General features: G+C 56.1%; 17 protein-coding genes. 8 read left to right on the forward strand and 9 right to left on the reverse strand.

The genetic code is table 11. The features are described from left to right. Positions 1-23: 23 nt before the first annotated feature. Complete coding sequence (locus tag Q675_RS28215) at positions 24-716, forward strand: pseudouridine synthase (RefSeq protein WP_023011181.1); 693 nt, start codon at positions 24-26, stop codon at positions 714-716. A 15-nt stretch (positions 717-731) separates the two neighbouring features. On the opposite strand, the gene yeiP is transcribed toward Q675_RS28215, so the two are convergent. Together yeiP and Q675_RS28225 are read right to left on the reverse strand one after the other, a co-directional pair. After that, entirely contained in the window at positions 732-1,298 is a 567-nt protein-coding gene (yeiP, locus tag Q675_RS28220; RefSeq protein WP_011786351.1) for an elongation factor P-like protein YeiP, read from the reverse strand. Between the two features lie 73 nt (positions 1,299-1,371). After that, a complete protein-coding gene (locus tag Q675_RS28225) occupies positions 1,372-1,869 on the reverse strand; it encodes an acyl-CoA thioesterase (RefSeq protein ID WP_023011182.1) in 498 nt (165 codons plus the stop codon). A 203-nt stretch (positions 1,870-2,072) separates the two neighbouring features. Between Q675_RS28225 and Q675_RS28230 the strand changes: the two genes are divergently transcribed. Then, positions 2,073-3,938, forward strand: a complete 1,866-nt coding sequence (locus Q675_RS28230) for an alkaline phosphatase D family protein (protein WP_023011183.1) — start codon at positions 2,073-2,075, stop codon at positions 3,936-3,938. A 38-nt stretch (positions 3,939-3,976) separates the two neighbouring features. Here the strand turns inward: Q675_RS28230 and Q675_RS28235 are convergent, their stop codons facing one another. Then, positions 3,977-4,675 carry a crotonase/enoyl-CoA hydratase family protein gene (locus tag Q675_RS28235; protein ID WP_022991508.1) on the reverse strand — a complete coding sequence of 233 codons (699 nt, stop codon included), beginning with the start codon at positions 4,673-4,675 and terminating at the stop codon, positions 3,977-3,979. A gap of 96 nt (positions 4,676-4,771) precedes the next feature. Beyond that, positions 4,772-7,351: a DUF2339 domain-containing protein gene (locus Q675_RS28240; RefSeq protein ID WP_023011184.1), complete on the reverse strand. Its 2,580-nt coding sequence runs from the start codon at positions 7,349-7,351 to the stop codon at positions 4,772-4,774. Between the two features lie 131 nt (positions 7,352-7,482). Between Q675_RS28240 and Q675_RS28245 the strand changes: the two genes are divergently transcribed. The 3 genes from Q675_RS28245 (at position 7,483) to Q675_RS28255 (ending at position 12,390) form a co-directional block, all read left to right on the forward strand. Beyond that, entirely contained in the window at positions 7,483-8,421 is a 939-nt protein-coding gene (locus tag Q675_RS28245; RefSeq protein ID WP_022991510.1) for a sensor domain-containing diguanylate cyclase, read from the forward strand. 140 nt (positions 8,422-8,561) lie between these two features. Then, complete coding sequence (locus tag Q675_RS28250; RefSeq protein WP_023009171.1) at positions 8,562-9,305, forward strand: substrate-binding periplasmic protein; 744 nt, start codon at positions 8,562-8,564, stop codon at positions 9,303-9,305. Positions 9,306-9,558: 253 nt separating this feature from the next. Next, entirely contained in the window at positions 9,559-12,390 is a 2,832-nt protein-coding gene (locus tag Q675_RS28255; protein ID WP_023009172.1) for a M66 family metalloprotease, read from the forward strand. 50 nt (positions 12,391-12,440) lie between these two features. Here the strand turns inward: Q675_RS28255 and Q675_RS28260 are convergent, their stop codons facing one another. From Q675_RS28260 to Q675_RS28270, 3 genes are all read right to left on the reverse strand, one after another. Then, complete coding sequence (locus Q675_RS28260) at positions 12,441-14,582, reverse strand: methyl-accepting chemotaxis protein (RefSeq protein WP_023009173.1); 2,142 nt, start codon at positions 14,580-14,582, stop codon at positions 12,441-12,443. A 226-nt stretch (positions 14,583-14,808) separates the two neighbouring features. Next, positions 14,809-15,663 (reverse strand): hypothetical protein, encoded by an 855-nt coding sequence (locus Q675_RS28265; protein ID WP_022991513.1) that lies wholly within the window; start codon positions 15,661-15,663, stop codon positions 14,809-14,811. Between the two features lie 63 nt (positions 15,664-15,726). Continuing rightward, positions 15,727-16,404 (reverse strand): NAD(P)H-binding protein, encoded by a 678-nt coding sequence (locus tag Q675_RS28270; RefSeq protein ID WP_023011185.1) that lies wholly within the window; start codon positions 16,402-16,404, stop codon positions 15,727-15,729. A 97-nt stretch (positions 16,405-16,501) separates the two neighbouring features. On the opposite strand from Q675_RS28270, the gene arfB reads away from it, so the two are divergent. Continuing rightward, the gene (arfB, locus tag Q675_RS28275; RefSeq protein ID WP_022991515.1) at positions 16,502-16,915 is read left to right on the forward strand and encodes an alternative ribosome rescue aminoacyl-tRNA hydrolase ArfB; all 414 of its coding nucleotides are present in this window, start codon (positions 16,502-16,504) and stop codon (positions 16,913-16,915) included. Here arfB and Q675_RS28280 read toward each other — a convergent pair. Beyond that, on the reverse strand, positions 16,912-18,468 hold the full coding sequence (locus Q675_RS28280) for a BCCT family transporter (protein ID WP_023011186.1): 1,557 nt from the start codon (positions 18,466-18,468) through the stop codon (positions 16,912-16,914). The two genes, arfB and Q675_RS28280, sit on opposite strands and share 4 nt — an antisense overlap. Positions 18,469-18,789: 321 nt before the next feature. On the opposite strand from Q675_RS28280, the gene Q675_RS28285 reads away from it, so the two are divergent. Next, positions 18,790-19,368 carry a sterol desaturase family protein gene (locus Q675_RS28285; RefSeq protein ID WP_022991517.1) on the forward strand — a complete coding sequence of 193 codons (579 nt, stop codon included), beginning with the start codon at positions 18,790-18,792 and terminating at the stop codon, positions 19,366-19,368. 190 nt (positions 19,369-19,558) lie between these two features. Here the strand turns inward: Q675_RS28285 and Q675_RS28290 are convergent, their stop codons facing one another. Next, positions 19,559-20,455 carry a hypothetical protein gene (locus Q675_RS28290; RefSeq protein ID WP_023011187.1) on the reverse strand — a complete coding sequence of 299 codons (897 nt, stop codon included), beginning with the start codon at positions 20,453-20,455 and terminating at the stop codon, positions 19,559-19,561. A 301-nt stretch (positions 20,456-20,756) separates the two neighbouring features. Here Q675_RS28290 and Q675_RS37865 point away from each other — a divergent pair, with 301 nt between their 5' ends. Further along, positions 20,757-20,930 (forward strand): hypothetical protein, encoded by a 174-nt coding sequence (locus Q675_RS37865; protein WP_023011188.1) that lies wholly within the window; start codon positions 20,757-20,759, stop codon positions 20,928-20,930. Positions 20,931-20,955 lie beyond the last annotated feature (25 nt).

The following is a 20,955-nucleotide window of genomic DNA, read 5'->3' on the forward strand; positions in this document are numbered from 1 at the left end:
GCTCCTTTTTTGTCGGGCACAACATGAAACTCTTACGGATACTCACCAATCAGAACGGTATTAGCCGCCGACAGGCCAAGACCCTGCTCGCCGCCGGCCGTGTTCAGGTTGATGGCGAGCGCTGCCATGACCCGGACCTGGACATCCAGCGGTTTCGTGAAGTGTGCGTTGACCAGCGAATCATCCAGAGCGCGGCCCCTGCGTATTACCTGATGCTGAACAAACCATCGGGCTATCTGAGCGCCACCCGCGATGACCAGCACCCCACCGTTATGGAACTGATTGACCCATCGCTTCGGCCACATGTGCACATCGCAGGGCGACTGGACAGGGCAAGCACCGGGCTATTGATTCTCAGCAGTGACGGAGTCTGGAGCCGACGGCTGACCGAACCGGCGGTCAAAATCCCCAAGGTATACCGGGTAACCACGGCTTACGCCATCTCACCGGAGACAGAGGATCGGTTCAGGGAAGGCATCTGGTTCGAGTACGAACAACTCAGAACCTCGCCCGCGTCGCTGGAGCCATTGGGAGAGCGGGAAGTACGGCTGACGATCTACGAGGGCCGCTATCATCAGGTGAAACGCATGTTTCACGCCGTGGGCAACCGGGTGATCTCATTGCACAGGGAAAGCATGGGCGGGCTGACTGTGGATGGGCTAGAGCCAGGCAGCTACCGCCATCTCAGCGCACAAGAGGTCAGCTCAATCGGCTGACCTCTTGCCATATCATCAGGCGCGGCTGAGGAATTTGCGCTCTTCCACGTTCACGCGAATTCGGTCACCCGTGGAAATGTGCTCAGGAACCTGTACCACCAGGCCTGTGGTCAGGCGGGCGGGTTTGGTTCTGGCGGTTGCCGAGCCACCCTTGATGGACGGATCGGTTTCTTCAATGGTCAGTTCCACCGTCGGCGGCAGGTCAATGGCCACCGGGTTTTCGCTGACCAGAATCACCATTACCCCCTGGGTGTCCTCGGTAATGAACAGCAACTCATCCTCAATGGCACTGCGGTTGAGCATGTACTGAGTAAAGTCTTCTGTATCCATGAACACATACTCATCACCATCAGCGTAGGAGAAGGTCGCTTCCCGGCGCACCAGGTCGGCCAGATTGAGCATGTCCGAGTCCTTGAAGGTCTCATCCAGTTTCTGGTTGGTGACCACATCGTACATGCGCATCCGGTAAAGGCTGCCTCCGGCACGGCCCTGGGGCACGGAGCGCTCGATATCCTTCACGAAATAGACGCGGCCTTCGTATTCAACCGCCTGATTCTTTTTGATTTCACTTGCTTTAGGCATGACATCCGGTTCCAGAATAGTTAGTCATCACGGGCGCTGGTATACCACGACTGGCGGTAATATGCGATAGCCCTCAGCCACTCGCCTTTGACAATTCATCCCGGGTGCGCAAACGCCCTTCACGGCGTATCTGTGCCTTGGCATAACGGCGCTTCTGGTCCTCGGTTTCCGGGATTACCTGGGGCACATCCACCGGCTTGCCCTGTTCATCGAGTGCCACAAAGGTAAAAAAAGCGGACAGAATATGGCGAGTCTCGCCGTTATAGCTGTTCTCGGCCTCCACCTTCGCACCGATCTCCATGGAGGAGTCCCAACTACGGTTCAGCGACAGATTGAACAACAAGGTGTCATTGCCTTTGGCGGGAGCGCGAAAATGAATGGAATCCACCGCCGCCGTCACACAGACATGGGCCGAGTGCCGCTCCGCGACCACCAGTGCCAAGCGGTCACACTTCGCCATGATCATGCCCCCGAACACCGTATTGTGGGAGTTCATATCGTTCGGAAACACTTTATACACATGCTTTTCAATAGCTGAAGCAGAAACAGCTTTTGCAGGTTTATCGGTCATGAAACGGTCATTCCTTTGTGTGTTTACCCACACTTTCTGTGGATAACTTTGTTAGCAAGGCAAGGACATGCGATCACAGGCAGCATAAACACTGCGTTTGCGATCCCTGCGGTTAATTCGATCAGATATACTGCACGTTTTAATGACAACAACAAAGCGGGCATTACCCCCGAAAGGATTCACATACCGGAAAGGAGTTTCCAATGATCGTCTGCGGCCCTATCGTACGCCACTCCAATCGCACCATGCTCAACCTATGGCTGGTATTAGACCAGCGTCCCGAGAGCATTCAACTGAATACCTATCTGGATGATGCCAGAGCATCACCAGTTACCAGAGACTGCGACGTCGAGTTCATACCAGCAGGCGATAACTGCTATATCTGCATGCTGTCGACGGACCTTCCCCTCGACAACGCCGAGCCTTATCACCAAACCAATGAGCTCTTCTACGAAATAGTACTGGATGGCGAGCCCTTTGGAGACAGCCAACTGCTGGCGACACTTTGCCCTGGCACGGACAAACTGCCCAGTGTTTACCTGCCACGGGAACACCGGCATTTTATTCAGGCCTCCTGCCGGCGCCCTCACTCCCCGGGGCAAGACAAAAAGCCGGACCAACTCGCCGGGGGCGCCCGTTTGCTGGCGGAGAATCTGCGCAAGGAGAGCCGGCCAAGCCAGCTGTTTCTGACCGGCGACCAGATCTACGCCGACGATGTGTCACCCTTGCTGCTGGATTATCTGGGCAAGCTGCAGAAACACCTTGGACTGGCCGATGATCTGAAAAACCTGCCGGCGGGCAAAGACCTGCACCGGCTGTCGAAACTGGATGACCGGCACTGGGTAACCCGAAGCCCCTACGGATTCAGCTCCAGCGCCAAAAGCTCTCACCTGCTGACCCGTGCCGAATATCTGAGCATGTACCTGTTTGCCTTCTCAGGCGCCGGACACCAGTTTGGCCTCGACTTCGCGGGCCACGACGAACTCAAGCCACGGCTTGCCAAACAGCCCGCCAATACCCGGGATGGCCGGAACCCGCCGGTGCAATATGTCTACACGGAGCGACAACACGCAGAAGACCACCGTAATCTGTCTGGCTTTGCACATCTGGCCCGTTCGGAGGTCCGCCAACTGCTCGCCAACACGGTGACCTACATGATCTTTGATGACCATGAAGTCACCGACGACTGGAACATCTCGAAACAGAACGCCCGGCAACTGAGCACCACGCCCATTGGCCGGTACGTGCTGACCAACGCTCTGCAGGCTTACTTCCTCTGCCAGCACTGGGGCAATCAGCCCTCTCAGGTGAAGCCCGAAGTGGCAAAACTCAAAACGCTTCTTGAACAGGGTACGCCAGCCGACCACAAAGAATGGGACTGGTTGCTTGAGCGGTACTGGGGCTACGAACTGGAACAGACACCGCCGGTGGCGGTGCTGGATACCCGCACGCACCGGGAATTCAGCAAGCGAGGCAAACACTCGCTTGGCCTGATGTCTGATCAGCAGATCCAGCAACTGGGCCAGCGACTCTCCGGGTTTCATCAATGTCGCACTCTGATTGTGGTCTCACCGACCCCCACCTACGGATTCAGTCATATCGAATACCTGCAGCTGAATTTTCCCATGTTCAAACGCACTCTGGATCGGGAACCCTGGAGTGCTGACACGGCATCGCTCGAGGCTCTGAAATCATCCTGCTGTCAGTTACCCGGTGTTGAGCATGTGGTGGTTTTCTCTGGCGACGTACACTACGCCTTTGCCCGAAGACGTCAAACCAGCAAGGGGCCCGTGCTCTGGCAGATCTGCAGCAGCGCCTGCAACAACGTATCCATGGGTGAGAATATCGGCTTGAGGGCCATCAACAGGATCGGCGAGTTACTGGGCAAAAACCAGGAACGTTACCTGCTGCCGGAAGACAGCGACTTCTTCCTGACCAGTGACCGCAATATCGGCACCTTGATGCTTGACGATCAGGGCTGCCCGGTCCAGGCGGGATTGCTGTGTGCGGGAGAAAACGGCAGTTACCAGAAGCGTTACGATCTGGTGAACTACCGGGAAACCAACTGAAGCGACAGGAGCCACCAGACAGGTGGCCCCGTCAGGGATCAGCCCAGTACGTCGAAGTGGGCTGCATCCTGCTCAATGCACCAGTCCAGCTTCTCCAGATAAGCGGCCTTGGTTTTGAGTTTGGTTTGCTTGTGGGCGCGCATGTTCAGTTGCTTCATTTGCGTTGCCACCGCTTTGGCGCGCTCCGCCAACTGTTCCGGCGCCACAATTTCATCCAGGAAGCCGGCCGCGATAGCCGTTTCCGGGTTAAAGATCTCAGCGTTTACCACCGAGCGGTAGAAGTAAGGGGCCGGCATACGATGGCGCGCAATCTCAATGCCCGCATGGTGCATGGTCATACCAATGGCCACTTCATTCAGGCCCAGCTTGAAGCCACCCTCTACCCCGATTCGATAATCCACTGAAAGCAGAACGAACGCGCCCTTGGCGATGGCGTGGCCACTGCACGCGGCAATAACCGGCAGCGGAAATGCAGCCAGACGACGGGTAAACGTAGAGCCCACCTTAACCAGCGCCATGGCCTCTTTCGGGCCTTTCTGCATTTCCTTGAGATCATAGCCGCCGGAAAACATCCCCGGCTGGCCCGTGAGAATGACAATGGCCTTATCCTGCTCTGCCTGGTCCAGCGCGGCATTCAGCGCGTCAAATACCTCATGGCTCAGAGCATTAGCCTTGCCATTGTTCACGGTAATGGTGGCAATGCCGTCGTTCAGTTCGTAAGTTACGAGTTCTGTCACCTGGATTTCCTCATCTACTGCCAGAATTAAGTGAGTGTTTGTTAACTGTATAGCGAACACCGGTCATGGGCAACGCCAAAATCCCGATCAACGGTCTCAGGATTCTGACGCCTTCCCGGAGCCGGAGGTTCGCCGGTACATCCACGCCAGGCCAAGCAGCGCCAGCCCCAGCCCCATAAAGGCAGCAACCCGCCACAGTCCCTGCAGCCCGGCCATATCCACCAGAAAGATCTTGCCGATGACCAGACCAAGCAGAATCATTCCTGCCTTGTGCAGCAGTTCGCTCTGGTTACGTGTGGACCAAAGGATCGCGGCAATCGAGTAGAGCATACCAATCACCGAGTAGGTATAGAGCTCGCCCTCCCCCATTCCACTGGACAGAGTCATCGCACTGCCCTGCCACAGATGCCGGATTTCGAGCAAAGTGAACACCCCGAAAGCCACTGCAGCCGTACAAAGAGACCAGCGAACGGGCACAAGATCGGAGTATCGAGCGCTGGCCAGAGCCAGAAGGACCGGCGCGCCATACGCCAGCAACAGCAGATTGAATACCGGAGTACTGCCAATAGTGCCGTCGGTCCACCAGGGGTTGTGCACCACGGCAACAACGAGATAACTCAGAACAGCGATCACCGTCAGTGCCCTCGCCAGCAACCGGTAAAGCCACCCCAGCGTTCCCGCGACCCTGGACCGGAAAACGTAGACGATGCTCAAAGCGCCCCAGAGCACGGTATTGATTGACGCCTCGGTGACGCCATATTCCCGCGCAAAAATATCACCATTGTATAGCCAGTAACGAAGCTCCACGCCCAGGAACAGAACCAGCAGATGCAAGGTGACAGCTTCCAGCCAGGGCCGAATCACCTCCTTTCTGGCCAGCCAGGTAGCAGCGCCAGCAAACAGCGTGGCCCCTCCGTATGTCCAAAGGGACCAATGCCCACCCGCATCGTAGCTCTGCAACCATGGATTGAAGGTCAGTCTCGCCACCACAATGGCCAGTAAAACCTTGAGAATCAGGAACAGCTCGGGCGCCTGGTATCGGCGTCCAAGCCAGACCAGGCTGACGAACTGAGTGGCCAGTGCCAATGTCATTGACGCTTCCTGCAACCACATGGCAACCGCCATGGAATAGCACGCGTGGGCAGCCAGTATCGCCCAGACCAGGCCAACGCGATAACCTGGCGAGTGCTCCAAGCGCCAGGCAACGACACCATAGACCGCCGCCGCCAGGAGCGCGACCAACGCCCAGTTGCCTGCAGCCTGCCCGCCCTGAACAAGCAACCAACCCAGTAACAGCCAGATAACGGGCGCCAGCATCGCCAGCGACGCCCACCGCCTCAGCTCCAGCTGCGTCCGCCACTGCCAGAGGACGCTCAATACCACCAGCACAGAGGCAAGAATCAGATAGGTGATGAAGGGCTGATGGAAACTCTGTCCCAACGGCCTGAACAGAACGTCCTGACTCAGATCGGCATAATAGAAAAGCCAGCCGGCAAACGTGGCCAACACAGCGGTCCAGGGCAAAAACCACAGTCGCTGCCGGCTTTGGGGCAACAATACCGCGACCGGTAGCATCCATAGCCACGCCAGAAAAGCGGGATCATCCGTCGATTGCCAGGCAATAGACGCTCCCCAGGCCAACAACGTTGCCAGCAAGGCGTCTCTTCGACGCTGCAGGGGAAGCAGGCCATTTCCGGGCAAGACCGAAAACAACAGGAAAAGCACGGGAAGATAACAGGACACCGCCAGGCCGTGGCGTCCACTAACGGCAACCAGAAGCCACCAGAGTCCGGCGCCGGCCAGGGTGCCAAACCAAAGCCAGGGACGGTAGACATACTGCATCAACAGCAGGGAGCTGACGGTGATCACAACGCTGTAACTCAGCACAAAGACGGCACTTCCGCCTTCCCCCCCGACCAGCAGCGGCACCAGATAGGCACCCGATTGCCCCATAATGGCCAGTAATGGGCCATGCACAAGCGCCAGAAACATGGTCGCGACGGAAACCAGTGCAAGTGCGAAAAGCGCCGGTACGGGCCCGATCAGCCCATAATGATGAACGCCCGCCAACAAGGCTGCATAGAGTGTGACACTGCCACCGCCGGCCAGTGCTGCAAAGACCTGATCCGACCCCATGTGACGCCGACGAAAATATTCCGCGCCTGCATGCAGCCCCAACCCGGTCAACAACGCCATCAGCAACTGATGCACTGGTCCGATAAGTCCGGCGGAAATCGAATGGCTCACCATAAAGATCCCGGCAAGACTGACACTCAGCGCGCCAATCCAGACCATCCAGTTGGCTTTGAATGCCGCCACGCCACGGGATACCAGAGCATCCGACCGATTCATGGGAACGGCAATTGCTGTGTCTTCCGCGGCCGGCTCCCGAGATGTCTCTGCGTCTGTCGTTTCTGCCACCGAACTTGCTGGCTCCCGCACGTACCCGACATCCGCCGGCACATCCGGGGTGGCCGGCGTCACCGGATCCGGCAGAGAAACCCCGGTATCGCGAAGCCTGGAAACCTCTGCCCGGAGGTCGGCGACTTCCCGAGCCAGATCCTCGACCCGGGAGGCGTGACGGTCTCTTTGCCGGAACGCCAGAAAGCCCAGAAGTGAGCCCAAAGGCACCAGCAGCACGCCAGCTCCGATAACGAGAAAGAGTAATGCTTCCAATGGACGTTTCCTTGTCTTGTCAGTTGCGAAAGATCACTGTTAGTGACATAAAAGCAGTATTCTAGCCGCAAAGTCATGACATACTCGACATATCAGACCGTAGCCCGCGCACATCTCCGGGGGAACCAGACATGCCAGAACAATCCATCGAAATGACGCCGGACAGCTCTGTCTACAAGGCTCTGCTGGAATCCACAAAGGCGATTCCATGGAAAATCAACTGGCAGACCATGGCGTTCGAATACATCGGCCCGCAGATAGATGCATTGCTGGGCTGGCCCCAGGATAGCTGGAAAAGTGTCGAAGACTGGGCCACCCGTATGCATCCGGAGGATCAGGAGTGGGTCGTCAATTTCTGCGTCAAACAATCGGAGTGCGGCGTCGATCATGAAGCAGACTACCGCGCTCTGCATCGGGACGGTCACTATGTCTGGATACGTGACGTCGTGCATGTTGTTCGCGATGACAGTGGCGAAGTAGAAGCCCTGATCGGCTTCATGTTCGACATCAGCGAACGCAAGAAAACCGAGGAGAAGCTGATAGCCCTTCAGAAGAAACTCGAAGAGTACTCATTCAAGGATGGCCTGACCGGTTTGTCCAATCGACGGATGTTCGACACCGTTATTGAAGACACCTGGCTCAGCGCACAGCGCAACCGTCAGCCGTTATCACTGATTCTTCTCGATATCGACCATTTCAAACAATACAACGATTTATATGGCCACATTCAGGGCGACGAATGCCTGCGACGGGTTAGCTCCGTGCTAGCAAAAACCATTAAACGCCCCAAAGACTTTGTGGGACGATTCGGTGGCGAAGAGTTCGTCATTGTTCTGCCGGAAAGCGATGCCGATGCCGCCGTGAGAGTGGCGGAGCGATGCATCAGTGAGCTGCTTCGTGAACAGATTCCCCATGCAGATAATTCGGCGAGCCAGTTGGTAACACTCAGCATGGGTATCGGTACCATTATTCCGTCGCAGAATGATTCACTAACCGAATTTCTGGCCACTGTGGATGGACGGCTCTACGAAGCAAAAGACGCAGGGAGAAACCGTATTGTTGCGGCCTGAATCACTCAGGACACAACGTTAACTAACCGCAACCACTGAAAGACACAAATGTAAAGCAGAGGAATCCGAGCTGCCTCATTGAACACCTGTTGAATATCATAGTGAGCTCCCAAATTCTCAACCGAAAACGGAGCATCCTCATGAAAGGGAAACTCGGACTTCTCGCCGCCATGCTGGTTCTGGCAGGCTGTGCCACTGCTTCCGAGCAATTGCGCGTTTACACCGAACAGTATCCTCCTTATAACATGACCACCAACGGTCAGCCCTTTGCCCATTCAGAATCCGAAATCACCGGCCTCTGCACCGATGTGCTCAAAGCTGTTCTTGAAAATGCCAAGGTCGACTACAGCATCAAACTGCGTGACCTCAGCTATGGCATGAACCGCGCCCAACGGCACGAAGACCACGGTATCTACTGCGTATCCAAGACAGACGAGCGGGAGCCTTTCTTTGAATGGGTGGGACCACTCTCCAGCATCAAGTGGACCCTGTTTGCCAAGCCCGGCTCCAGCATCAAACTGGACGATCTTGAGGATGCCCGTGATTACCGTATCGGTGGCTACAAGGGCGATGTGATGACGGGATACCTGGAAGACAAAGGATTCGACGTTTCCGCCATCACCAACAATGGACTGAATGCCAAGCGGCTGGAACAGGATCAGATCGATCTATGGGTGGCCGATGGCCTGGCAGGCCCCTACCTGGCCGCCGATGCCTCCGACGTGACCGGCCTTGAGGCAGTTCTTGTTTTCCGCGAAACCCCGATGTATCTGGCCATTAACAAGGACTCTGATCCCGACTTGATCAAAGCCCTGAATACAGCCTACCAGGCCATGCAGGAAAGCGGTGAGATAGACACCATTTCGCGTTCTTACGGGCTCTGATCAAGAGCCTGCGCGTCTTCCCCGGAACCCGAAACGGATTCCGGGGCTCCGCCCCTTACAACAGCCATCCAGCCCCTCAATCGCCTACCATAGACTCCCTCCTCAAACCAACCATCACAGACCTAACTGTGATGGACTCAATATTGTTACAGTTTTATTACAAACAACCGCTGTCCGGAATCCAGGACAAACCTCAGAATCCCCGCCGGAATTGTAAAAAGATGAAAAACAGGAAAACTCACAGGGATTCAAGATGTTTTCGAGCAAAACCGTTGTACTTGGATTAACCGGACTATTGCTTGCTGGCTGCGGTAGCAGTTCTTCAGACGGAGGCGATAGGTCCACTTCCACCAGTCGCACCCTTAACCTGCCCAATGCGGTTGCAGCGACAAGCTATGTGTTCCGGGCCGAAATCAACACACTCTCCGGGGATATCACGTATCAGGCCAAACAACTCCCGGAATGGGCCTCCATCGATCCGGCCACTGGCGAAATAACCGGAAACCCTGAGGCTGATGACGTTTCTGCAAAGGTGCCAGTTTCCATCCAGGCAACCAATGGCAAGCAAACCGTCACGCTGTCTGGTTCACTTCAGGTTGAACATACCGCAGCCTACCTGCCAACTGCTGCGCGGGATTTCTACTCACAGGATTTCGAAGGTAATAAAAGAGGACTCAGGAACGACCTCTCCGGCGGCGAACTCAAGGGTGAAGTCCAGTTTGTGCAAACTCACTCGGTCGCTCCAGCCAACAATTTCGAGCGCAATCAGGTTGACGAAACCCAGAGCAAATACATGCCGAGAATCACGGCGCTCAGGGATGCCCTGTTGTTGTTTGTTCCCCAACCTGGCCTCAACCCGACAACCGTTGATGTGGAAGTGAGTCTTCACGGCGAACCGCTCATGACCCTGGCCATGGCACACCCCAATGCTTTGCCTGAATCCGATGTGACCGGTTCCCGGGAAGTTCAGTATTCCACACAGGCCTGGTCGATCCGGCTGCCTTGGGACACGATCAGGAACGGAATGTCCCTTCGCTTTGTTGCCGATCGCGATTCGGACACCTCAGTCTTTGGGGACCTCCCCGCTGGCAATATCGACATTGGCGAAGCCTCTCAGATTGTTTTCCAGAGTATTCGGCTGGGTATGCTTACCGAACCAGGCCAGGAAAACGGACACTACACTCTTCGTGACCCAATCATGGCCGCCACCGACTACTTCCAGACCATGCCTGTATCGCGATTGGTCATGGGCAGCTATGCCGACGCGGTACTTGACCGCGTCATCATCAGATCAGGTGTCATTTACGACAAAGAGGCAGATGGCGCAAGCCAGGCTGAGGGCGGTGTCTATAGCGGCGATATGCGTGAGAATGTGGCCAAGTCACAGGTCAGTGTTGGTATCAACATGGCCAACTTTGGCTATACCAGCAATCACATGAACCAGAGCCACCCCCACGTATTCAAACAGATTACCAACCACCACGCCTGGGGCATGTATCAGAATGGCAGGGTGTCCCACGGGCTGAGCGGCGGTAACGGCATCGGAACGCTCTACGCCACCTGGGGTAACGAGGCCAGTCACGAGTGGGGGCACGCCTACGGGCTGGGGCACTACCCAGGCCAGGGTCTGACCGAGGACGGCCGCTGGGCAGTACACCATGCCGACAGTGGCTGGGGCTACATCGCACACCGGGATCGTATGCGCGCCAACCTGTTCGGTGTGGATGAATCAGGCGCCTACAATTTCAAGCGCGACGCCATGTCTGGCGGTTCAGACGGTGGGCCTTTCTCGGTCTACACGCATTACACCGGCTACTCCGCCCGCATAATCCAGAACGATGTGGCACGGCTACCAGTACCGGATACCAGTTTCCCTTCAGGTTACAAGAAGTGGAACACAACCACGGGGCAGTATGAGAACTTCAGCAGTTCACACCCTGCACCGGTAGAGGTTGGCGTTCCGGTGGCCACTATCCTCGGTGGCTACGATCCCGATGGAACAGCCGCTGTCATTTACCCGGTTTTCCACGGCAACTACGGCAACGTATTTGAACTGCCGAAGCCAGACCTGAGCGCTGGCGGCGACCTTTGCTGGGTGGAAGTCAGCAACGCCGAAGGCAATAAAAAGCAGGTGTCCGTGGCCTCGGACCGACACAATGCCAGCAGTGTCAATCAGCTGCATTTCAATCTGCACGCGGATTTCAGGCCGACCAGCGCCAGCTTGCTCTGTCGTCGGGAGGGCAATATCCAGACCCTGACACAAACAAGCTTTGACGGATCCATACCCGACCTGCCTCCGGTTGGCATAGTAGGCCAGGACATTGGCTATCAACAGCTGCGCGCACGCGAAATAGCCGAGATTGAAGTGTCGTTGATGGCGTTGGATGCCACTCAATTCGCGGTGATGAACGGTGAACTTGCGACGCTGGTTGCAAGCTATACCGATACTGAATTGCGGGATGAATTGTCGACAGAAGCCTGGCAGCGCCTTGAACAACTGAAGGAACAGGACGAGGCAACCCGAGAGATTGCCGTCATTCTCGAACAGGCCCGGCGCGCCAACGTGACAGTGTCGGAAACCCGGAGCCGGCTGCTTCGCGCCCTCACCGAAAACGGCTTGATTGACTCGACCGATGATCTGGTCCCCAGCGGTGACGTCATTCGCGGCAACAACCTGTTCTTCGATAGCAACCTTGATGAAGATGGCTATGTGGCTCTCACGCCGCTGCCTCAGGATCTTGCCAGTACGCCCCGTTGGACCATGGACCTGAAAGGCCGGATCCATCCAACGGCTACCCCCTGGGAATGCCTGACGCCTGTCAACGGCAGACTCGGACTGACTTTATGCCAGGCCGATAATGCCAACCAGCGCTGGCAATACAATGAGGAAAACCAGCAGTTGCGGAATGAGGGAAGCGGTCGTTGCCTGGACTACGCCCACCACAACACCACCCTGATCACCTATGGTTGTACCGGCAGCTGGAACCAGACGTGGTCTGGCGTCTCCGTATCACACAACCGACTGTTGTCCCTGCTGGACGGCGCCCTTTTGGCAGAGGTGTATGAAACGCTTTTGACGAATTGATTCCTGGGCCCACCGATTGGCCGGGGCCGAAGCGCCCCGGCCACTCTCTTTCAGGCATTGCTCACCTGAAACTGACCGGTCAGATTTTTCAGCTTGTTTGCCGACACGTGCGTCATCTCAGAACTTGCGGTCAACCCCGCGATCACCGCGGTCATGAAGCTTACGCTGTCAGCAACGCCACTGGTCTGGGCACTCTGAACAGCGTTAGTTTCCGCAATGCCCGAGATCGCCCGGAAGAGCTTGTCGACCATGTGATGCAGCTCTGCGTTGTCATCCGACGCTGCCCGGGCCTGAGCCAGACGGGTCTCCATTTCTGCCATGCCGTCTTCCATCGTGGTTACGGCGCGCTGAGTTTCTTCCCGCACCCGATACAGGCGCTCATCAATTTCCGTCGTGGCCTGGGCTGTCCTGCTGGCCAGTTGCCGGACCTCGTCGGCGACGACTGCAAATCCTCGCCCTGCCTCACCGGCCCGAGCCGCTTCTATGGCCGCATTGAGCGCTAGCAGATTGGTCTGGGCTGCAATGTCGTTGATCATTTCAGCCGCCTTGCCGATCTCATCCGTGCGTTCACTCGCGGCGCGGATACCCTCGGCCGAACGCACGATAACGTCGCGAATGCTCTCGGTTTCACGGCTGACACGGGCAAACTGATCTTTGGCGCGAGCCACCACATCTTCCATACTTACTCGCATTTCCTGCGCTGTGGTCGAGGCATTTTCGATTTCGTTCTGCTGCAGATCTGCGCCCTTCAGCATCTGCTCTATGTCGTGTACCACCTGCTGAATCTTTTCATCCGCCTGGCGGTTCTGACCCACAAGGTGTTCACTGGCGGAGCGGGATTCACCCGCAAGACTGATGACCTGCCCCACCATGCCGTCGAGGGTATCCAGAAAGCTGTTCATCCAGCGCGCGAGATCCCCGCTCTCATCCCGCTTGGTCTTGCCGACATCGAGACGCTGGCGCAGATTCCCGCCTCCTTCGGCAATGTTTCGTATGACATCCGCAAGTGATGACAGGCTATCTGCCAATGGTTTGGCGGAACTTGCCCGGAAGATGACAAGCCCCAGGAGCGCAACCATCGCGTTCACGGAGGCTTCCAGCCACAGGGGAGCACCGCTTGCCGAAACCGCTACGTTTGCTGCCCAGATAAGCGCCATAAGGACCCCGAGCCGCGCCGTCAGTCGATAGCTGACCGAACGTTTCCGATACACCTCCTCCAGGTCGCCTTCACACATCATGCCCCAACGATCAGGAGACCCGGGTAACTGGAAGGTCACGCCTTTGCCAATCACCGGTATGTGGCGATAGTCGGAATAGCCGGGGTACTTAACGTAGAGGTTTTCACCGCGGGCCATGGTTTCGCGTACCCCTGGGTGCAACTGCCCCGTAGCCGGGTCGGTGAAACGTATTTCGAACTCGGTGTGTTCCCGAATCCGTACTGTACCGAAGCCCGTACGGATTCCGTCTTTGAGGTTGTCACCGTGACTGAAGGTGGCGTCTTCAAACCGCGAGCGCGACAGGGCAACTCCCGGTCTGATCGACGGATCAAACTGACTGTCGATCATGAAAATGTAGTTGTCGCCGGACTCTTCAAAAATGTGCCCGGCTTCGCGCTGAATCAGGTCACTCATGACATCGTTCGGAACCCGGGCACAGACTGCCGCTGCCTGATTGCCAGCGAGAGCGACCGGCTGGTAGAACATCAGCGTGACATCGTCATGAAACCTGGAGGTTGTGGCACCAAGCTGCAAGGTGACCGGATCACTGTAGGGCCCGTGGAGAAACCGCTCTCTCACCCCTCGTTGCACGGCCGCGGGCATGAGACCTGCGGCTCCGGTTCTGCCGGTCACCGTCGAGGCGACAACAGAGCCATCTTCTCTCACAACGAAAAGCTCGGAGATTTCCCGGAGGCGCGTAACGGCCGAATCCAGCACCTCTGAAATGCTATCCTCTTCGCTACCCTCAAGCCGTGCCGCAAGCCCCTCAAGGAAGGCCCACTTGCCATTTGCCCAGTTAATCAGCGCTTCGCGACGGGTTTTCGCGATGCTCTCGAATATCTCTTCATTCGTTGCATATTGCTGGCGGTTCAAAAAACAGGACCATCCCATCCGCAACTTACCTGTGGCCCCAAACCAGGGCAACCAGCCCCGCTCATCGGATGAAAGGTTCATGGAATCACTGCGTAAAGTCATAGCGCGCCTTCCTCAATCGGTACTGCATGCCTGCACTACAACGATGTGGTGCAAACATACCTGCTTTCAGAAGGAAGCTAAGCAAAGAGCGGGCCTGAACCGGCGGACTGGTCAAAACCTGAAGGGAGGTAGCAATTGCCGGATTCAAAGGATGAGAGGGCGCACCATCGGGGTGCGCCAGCAAAAATACGCACCATGGAAGGGCAAGGAGCCCCCCCCCCTGAGCTCAGCGGGTCTTCAGATTCTCCAGAAACTCAGCCATTTCTGCTTGCATGTCGACAACACGTTGCCGCCATTCCGCCTTGTAGGCCGCAAACTCCTCGCTCAATTCGCTCAATTGCAGCTGGGCTTCGGCGGCGGTCGCGGTGCTCTCCGCAAGCGTTTTCAAGTTGGCTTCAGACAACTGCTCCCGCTGGTCTTCAAGCCTGATTACCGTTTCGTTCAAGGTACGTTTGTCCTGCGGCGTTGCAGATGGAGTAGATTCAAGCGCTTCCCGCAGGGATTCAGACAGCTCTTCCAGATGCTGGCTCAGCTGGTCACCGTACTCTTCAGCCAACGCCGACATATCTTCATTCATACTCTGGGCCTGTTGCTGCAACTCCCGCCCCAGCCTCTCAAGCTCTACCGCCATCTCATCGGATTGATTTGCCCAGCGACTCTTGAGATCTTCACCCAGTCTTTCCAGCTGCCCAACAAGACTTCCCCATACCGGGCCCTGTTTCAGGGCATCGCCGGTGCGATAATAATCCACCAGCCAGTCGTCACCTTTACGTACCAGATAGGTTAAGGACTCCGTGGCTTCGTTCCGGCCCTCCAGACCACTCAGGGTGGTGGTTACCCGAGCCAGATTGTCATCAATGACCACACGCCCCCACTCAATGCTCACGTTCTGCCATTGCTGTTCAAAACCATCGAACCCCGCTTCATCGACCAGGGTTGAATAATCTGCGGCCGCTTCAGCATCCTCTTCAAGTACAGCTTGCCAAAATGCTTCGGATACTTCCTGGGGCGATTCCGGGCGACTGCAACCTGTCGCCATGAGTACGGAAAACACCATAAAAGGAACAAGTACATATTTCATTAATCAACCTCATCGATCACCCGGGAACAGTGACCCGGATTTTACATCAGGTGAAGGACAGCATTAGCGACGATTGCCCATCGTTAAGATATCGTCGTACTCCCACACTCTCACCACTGCACCGCCCGAAGTGATTCCGCCAATGGTCTCAAGCTCGTTGACCATGGCCGACGCTACGGCTTCCGCGTCAATCGCCCGATATTTTCTCAGTGGCCCGATCAACGCCCGATTCGCAACCGGCATGACGGCCACACCAAGAGCCTCGGCCGTTCGAGCCTCCTTGCGCTGCCCCAGCAACAGGCTCGGGTGGTAGATCGTAAGATAAGGAAATTTCAGCGCCCGGACATTGTCCTCAAGCTCTCCTTTGACTCGATTGTAGAAAACCGGGGATTGCGAAGATGCTCCGATGGCCGACATCAGAATCAATGCCCGTGCACCGGCGTTACGGGCCATCTGAGCTGCCTTCAATGCATAGTCATGATCGACCTTGCGAAAGGCTTCTCTGGAGCCTGCCTTTTTCAGGGTCGTTCCAAGGCAACAGATCAGGACATCCACCTGGAAAGCGTCAGGCTGAGCCTCCATCGCATCAAAATCCATGAAGCGCTGCTCCAGTTTCGAATTTTCCACGACCATCGGCCGGCGAACCGGAGCGATCACAGTCGATATCTCCGGCTGCTCGAGGAGCTTCTCCACCACCATGCCTCCGGTCAGGCCGGTAGCGCCTAAAACCATCACCTTCATTCGGTGTCTCCCTGTGTTCATCGCTTCTGATTGGTTGCCGGATTGCGTAGGATGATACTCGTAAACACTCGAATCCGAGCTCTCAACACGTGCCACTATGCTGAAATTATCCAATGCCGTCGAACTGGCAGACTGGGAAATCCAGATTACGCAGATACGATCCCAGGGGGCCGGCGGTCAGAATGTGAATAAGGTTGCCTCTGCCGTACACCTCCGGTTCGACGTCCTGCATTCCACCCTGCCGCCGTTTTACAAAGAACGTTTGATGGCATTGTCCGACCAGCGCATCAGTAAAGACGGCGTGATTGTGATCAAGGGGCAGTCTTTCCGCACGTTTGAGCAGAACAAAGAGGACGCGCTGAACCGACTCAAGACTCTCATTCAGGAGGCAGTGAAGCCGCAAAAAGCCCGCCGGCCAACGCGGCCGACGAAATCCTCCCAACGGCGGCGTGTGGATAACAAAACCCGCCGTGGAGAGATCAAATCCCTGAGGGGAAAAGTAAAAACCTAAGCCAGCCCCTGCTCTTTCGCCAGGGCTGATGCGGCCCGGGGACCGGTCCACAAAGAAGGGAGAATAATCAACGACACCGGAATGGCTGTGATAACAATGAACTGTTGCAACACCCCAATCTGACCGGCCCCCATATAGAGAAGAATCGCGGCCATCAGTGCCATGGCGCCACCCCAGAAAACGCGAATCCAGGGTTGCGGCTCGTCATGGCCGGCCCCCACCATCGCAATGGAGTAGCTCATCGAATCTCCGGTTGTCGCCACAAAGATGGTGGTCAGCAACAGGATTGCGGCCGCCATCCAGGTGCCTCCCGGCAGTGCCTGCGCAACCGTCAATGTGGCGACGTCAAACCGGAAATTGTTCAAAGCGTCGGTCAAATCAAACGTGCCGGACAGCTGATGGTATATGCCAGAGCCACCCAGCAACGTGAACCAGATGGTCGTGGCGATGGGTGCCAGTATGGCGACTGCCATGATGGTTTCACGGATGGTTCTACCCCGTGAGATTCTCGATACAAACACTGCCATCAAGGGGGTATAGCCAATAAACCAGGCAAAGAAAAACACCGTCCACCACTTCATCCACCAATCGGGCGCCGTCTGTGCTGTCATGGTCGCCATGGAAAAAAACGAGCCCAGATATTCGCCCATGGATTGCAGGTAGACATCCGTAAGGAATAGCGTGGGGCCAAACACAAAAATAACGCCGGCAATAATCAGCGCCAGGATGACGTTGAAACGACTGAGCAGCTGGATACCCCGATGCAGCCCGGTCATTGCGGATGTCATGTATACCCCTGCCAGCACAGCCAGAACCATGAGCTGAGTACCGTAGCCATCGGAGACACCGAACAGCTCATGCAATCCAAAGCTCATTTGTGTCGCCAGAAAGCCGATCGGGCCCACGGTGCCGGCAACCACTGCGATCACGCAGGCGGCATCCACCACTCCACCCAGGCGCCCGCTGACAACACGCTCGCCTAGCACGGGATAAAGCAGCGTCCGTGGCTGCAGTGGCTGCCCTTGTGAGTAGTGCGCGCGCGAGAGCACGATGGCCGTTAGTGAGCCAAGCACAGCCCAGGCTAGAAACCCCCAGTGCATAAATGACTGGGCAAGCGCAGGTGCAACGGCGGCAGGGGACGCGGCCCCGGTGTCGAACGCCGGCGGGGTGACCACAAAATGATAGACCGGCTCACCTGCTGCGAAGAAGACTCCACCACCGGCCAGCAACGTACACATGATCATCGATAGCCAGCGGAACCGGCCAATCTCCGGCTCATCCAGCCCTCCAATCCTGGCCCGACCGGCCCCGCTTACGCCCGTGGCAACCGCCACAAAAAACGTGAGCAGCAGGAGCAGCTGGAAAAAAGAACCAAGATATTTTGCGGTCCACGAAAAACCGTGACCAATCAGGTCAGCCACGTAATCGGCATCGACAACAGAAGCACCAACAAACAGCAGAATAAAGCCAATGGTCAGAACCAGCACAACGGGATCACTGTCGCTCCAGACGCTCTCGCTTGCCTTGGGTTTAGGGATAGTCTCGGCGGTCATTGGGAATGGGTCCTTGCGGCAAAAAGGGCGCGACACTACCGGAACTCTCAAGCGATTGCACCCAACTACGGGGAATTACGAACCTGCACGGCTGCGGATCACTCAGCGGTTTGCCCACAGAATCTGTGGATAACTCTGTGCGAAGTCTCAGGATAGGTTCGCCCGACCCTCGTCATCCCTGGGGCGCCCAATGTTGGAGGCAATTTGATCAGGTTGTCCGATTCCGCCAACGGGGCCTGACAAGCTGACGCAAATGAGCACAGAAATTCGAGGCGGCTATGGCACGATGAAAACTCAGCCACTCTCTGAAAGAGGTGATTCATGATTGGCTTTCCGGTCGCCCTGATTTTTGCCAACGGTGTTGAATGGTATGCCCATAAATACATCCTCCACGGGACACCACGGCCGGGAAAACCCAGATACAGCCCGGTACCGAAGTCTATGAAAAGCCACTGGCAGCATCACAAGATCGTGCGCACCACGGATTACCGCGACGAAGGCTATGAAGAAGGGTTGTCCAACTGGCGCACCCGGAACGAAGTCACCTCCCTGCTTGCGCTCACTGCGGTTACCTCTCTGGCGCTACCGGTAGCCCCGTTTTTTACACTGGGCACCTACTACGCGGCTGGCCGGTACTTCTATGTGCACCGGCGCTCTCACCTGGAACCCGAGTGGGGAAAGAAGGCCATTCCCTGGCATTACGATCACCATATGAACACCAATCAGGACGCCAACTGGTGTGTCACCCGTCCCTGGTTCGACTACATCATGGGAACTCGTATCAAAGCAAATCCGGAGCTTGCCGAGTCCAACCCTTTGGGTATCAACCTGCCCTCGATCATCGAGGCCCCCCTGAACCGGTTTTTGAACAAGTGTTTTCCACAGCTACAGATGAATTAACAGGGCTGATTGGTTTTGCCCACAGAATCTGTGGATAACGTTGTTGGCAACGACAGGATAGGCAGTGCAAAGCGTGCAGTGGCAGGCCCTGGCGGAAAGCGCAGGTAAAATGATCAATCTGAACAGATGCGCGCTTCGCCAGGTTGGGTGGGTGTTGGCACACCCACCAATAGCTTGTTTTTTAGTCGCTTCAGGCGGGAACAGTGGCTTCGATATCGTTGTCTGATTCGGTATCACCTTTGCCCAAAAGAACATCCCGGAACGAAAGATAATACGCGCCCGCAAGAACTGCACCCCAGACAAACGACACGACAATTGTAATCACCGTCATGCCAATAACCGATGCGGTTGAAGCACCAATTGCGAACGTGGGGAACAGTACCAGTTGAGTAACAACCATCGCGTTTACAGCAAAGAAAAGCAGTACAAACAAGTTCTTGAAGCACGCGCGCAGGCTGTTACGAACAGCCTCTAAAGCCCCCTGTCTGGCAACCACAATCAACGGGATTGCATAGAAGAACAACGCACCGAACAGAACCAGCGCGCAAAGCACTGCAATGAACATGAGCAGAATCGAAGCAATACCTGCTGAGGGCCCGAAGCCACCATCCATGAAACCGCCCATGCCATAGCGGCTAACAGATGAAAACGAAAAATCGGCAATACTTGAGATCACGTAGCCAATAACGGACAGTACAATGCCGACGACAATCATCATCACTACCATCAGGAAAGTATGAAGTATCGTGTGCCCGCTGAAGCCGGAAAACACCTGGGTAAACCGGGGAGTCCCCTCGGCTGCGCTGTGGAACAGAGCCACCATACCGGCGTTGAGTAGCAGCGTTACGAAAATGCTGACAATCACCAGCACCACGGTGCCAAAGACACTGCCACCGGAAATCACCTCCATCGCACCATATTGAATCAGCGCCGGAACAAGAAACACCAGCAGATAGGCAGGCAGAATCACGCCCCAGTTACTGCGCAGCAGTCGCACCGCCGCCGAAATCCAGTTCAGTGGTGGGCCGGCCGGAACTTTTCTCGGGATAACAGGGGTGTCATAAGAAGTATCGGTTGGGGTGCTCACAGCAGGAAGTCCTTAATGTGTTTTCCAGGAATGTCGACCATGTAGATGGCCCGTCCAAGGGGGCGGACGTTAACAAAACCTGCCGTTTAGCAATGCCCAATATTGTCCTGCTTCCTTGTAGGACATTGTCCATTGAACCACAAAGCTGGATTACCGTCCCGCAGACCGAAACAGCACATCGTTTCCAATCAAAGCCAACAATGCCCCGAGAATGGCAGGCAAAGTCCATGAAAAGCCACTGGCAGCATCACAAGATCGTGCGCACCAAGGATGACCGCGACGAAGTCTATGAGGAACCCGAGTGGGAAAGAAGGCCATTCCCTGGCATTACAATCACCATATGAACACCAATCAGGACGCCAACTGGTGTGTCACCCGTCCCTGGTTCGACTACATCATGGGGACCCGCATTAAAGCGAACCCGGACCTCGCGGAATGCAACCCTCTCGGAGTGAAGTTACGCACCTTTGTCTAACAACCGTTGAACCGTCTATTTCATC

This window comes from Marinobacter sp. EN3 (genome assembly GCF_000475315.1).
Taxonomy (GTDB): Bacteria; Pseudomonadota; Gammaproteobacteria; order Pseudomonadales; family Oleiphilaceae; genus Marinobacter; species Marinobacter nauticus.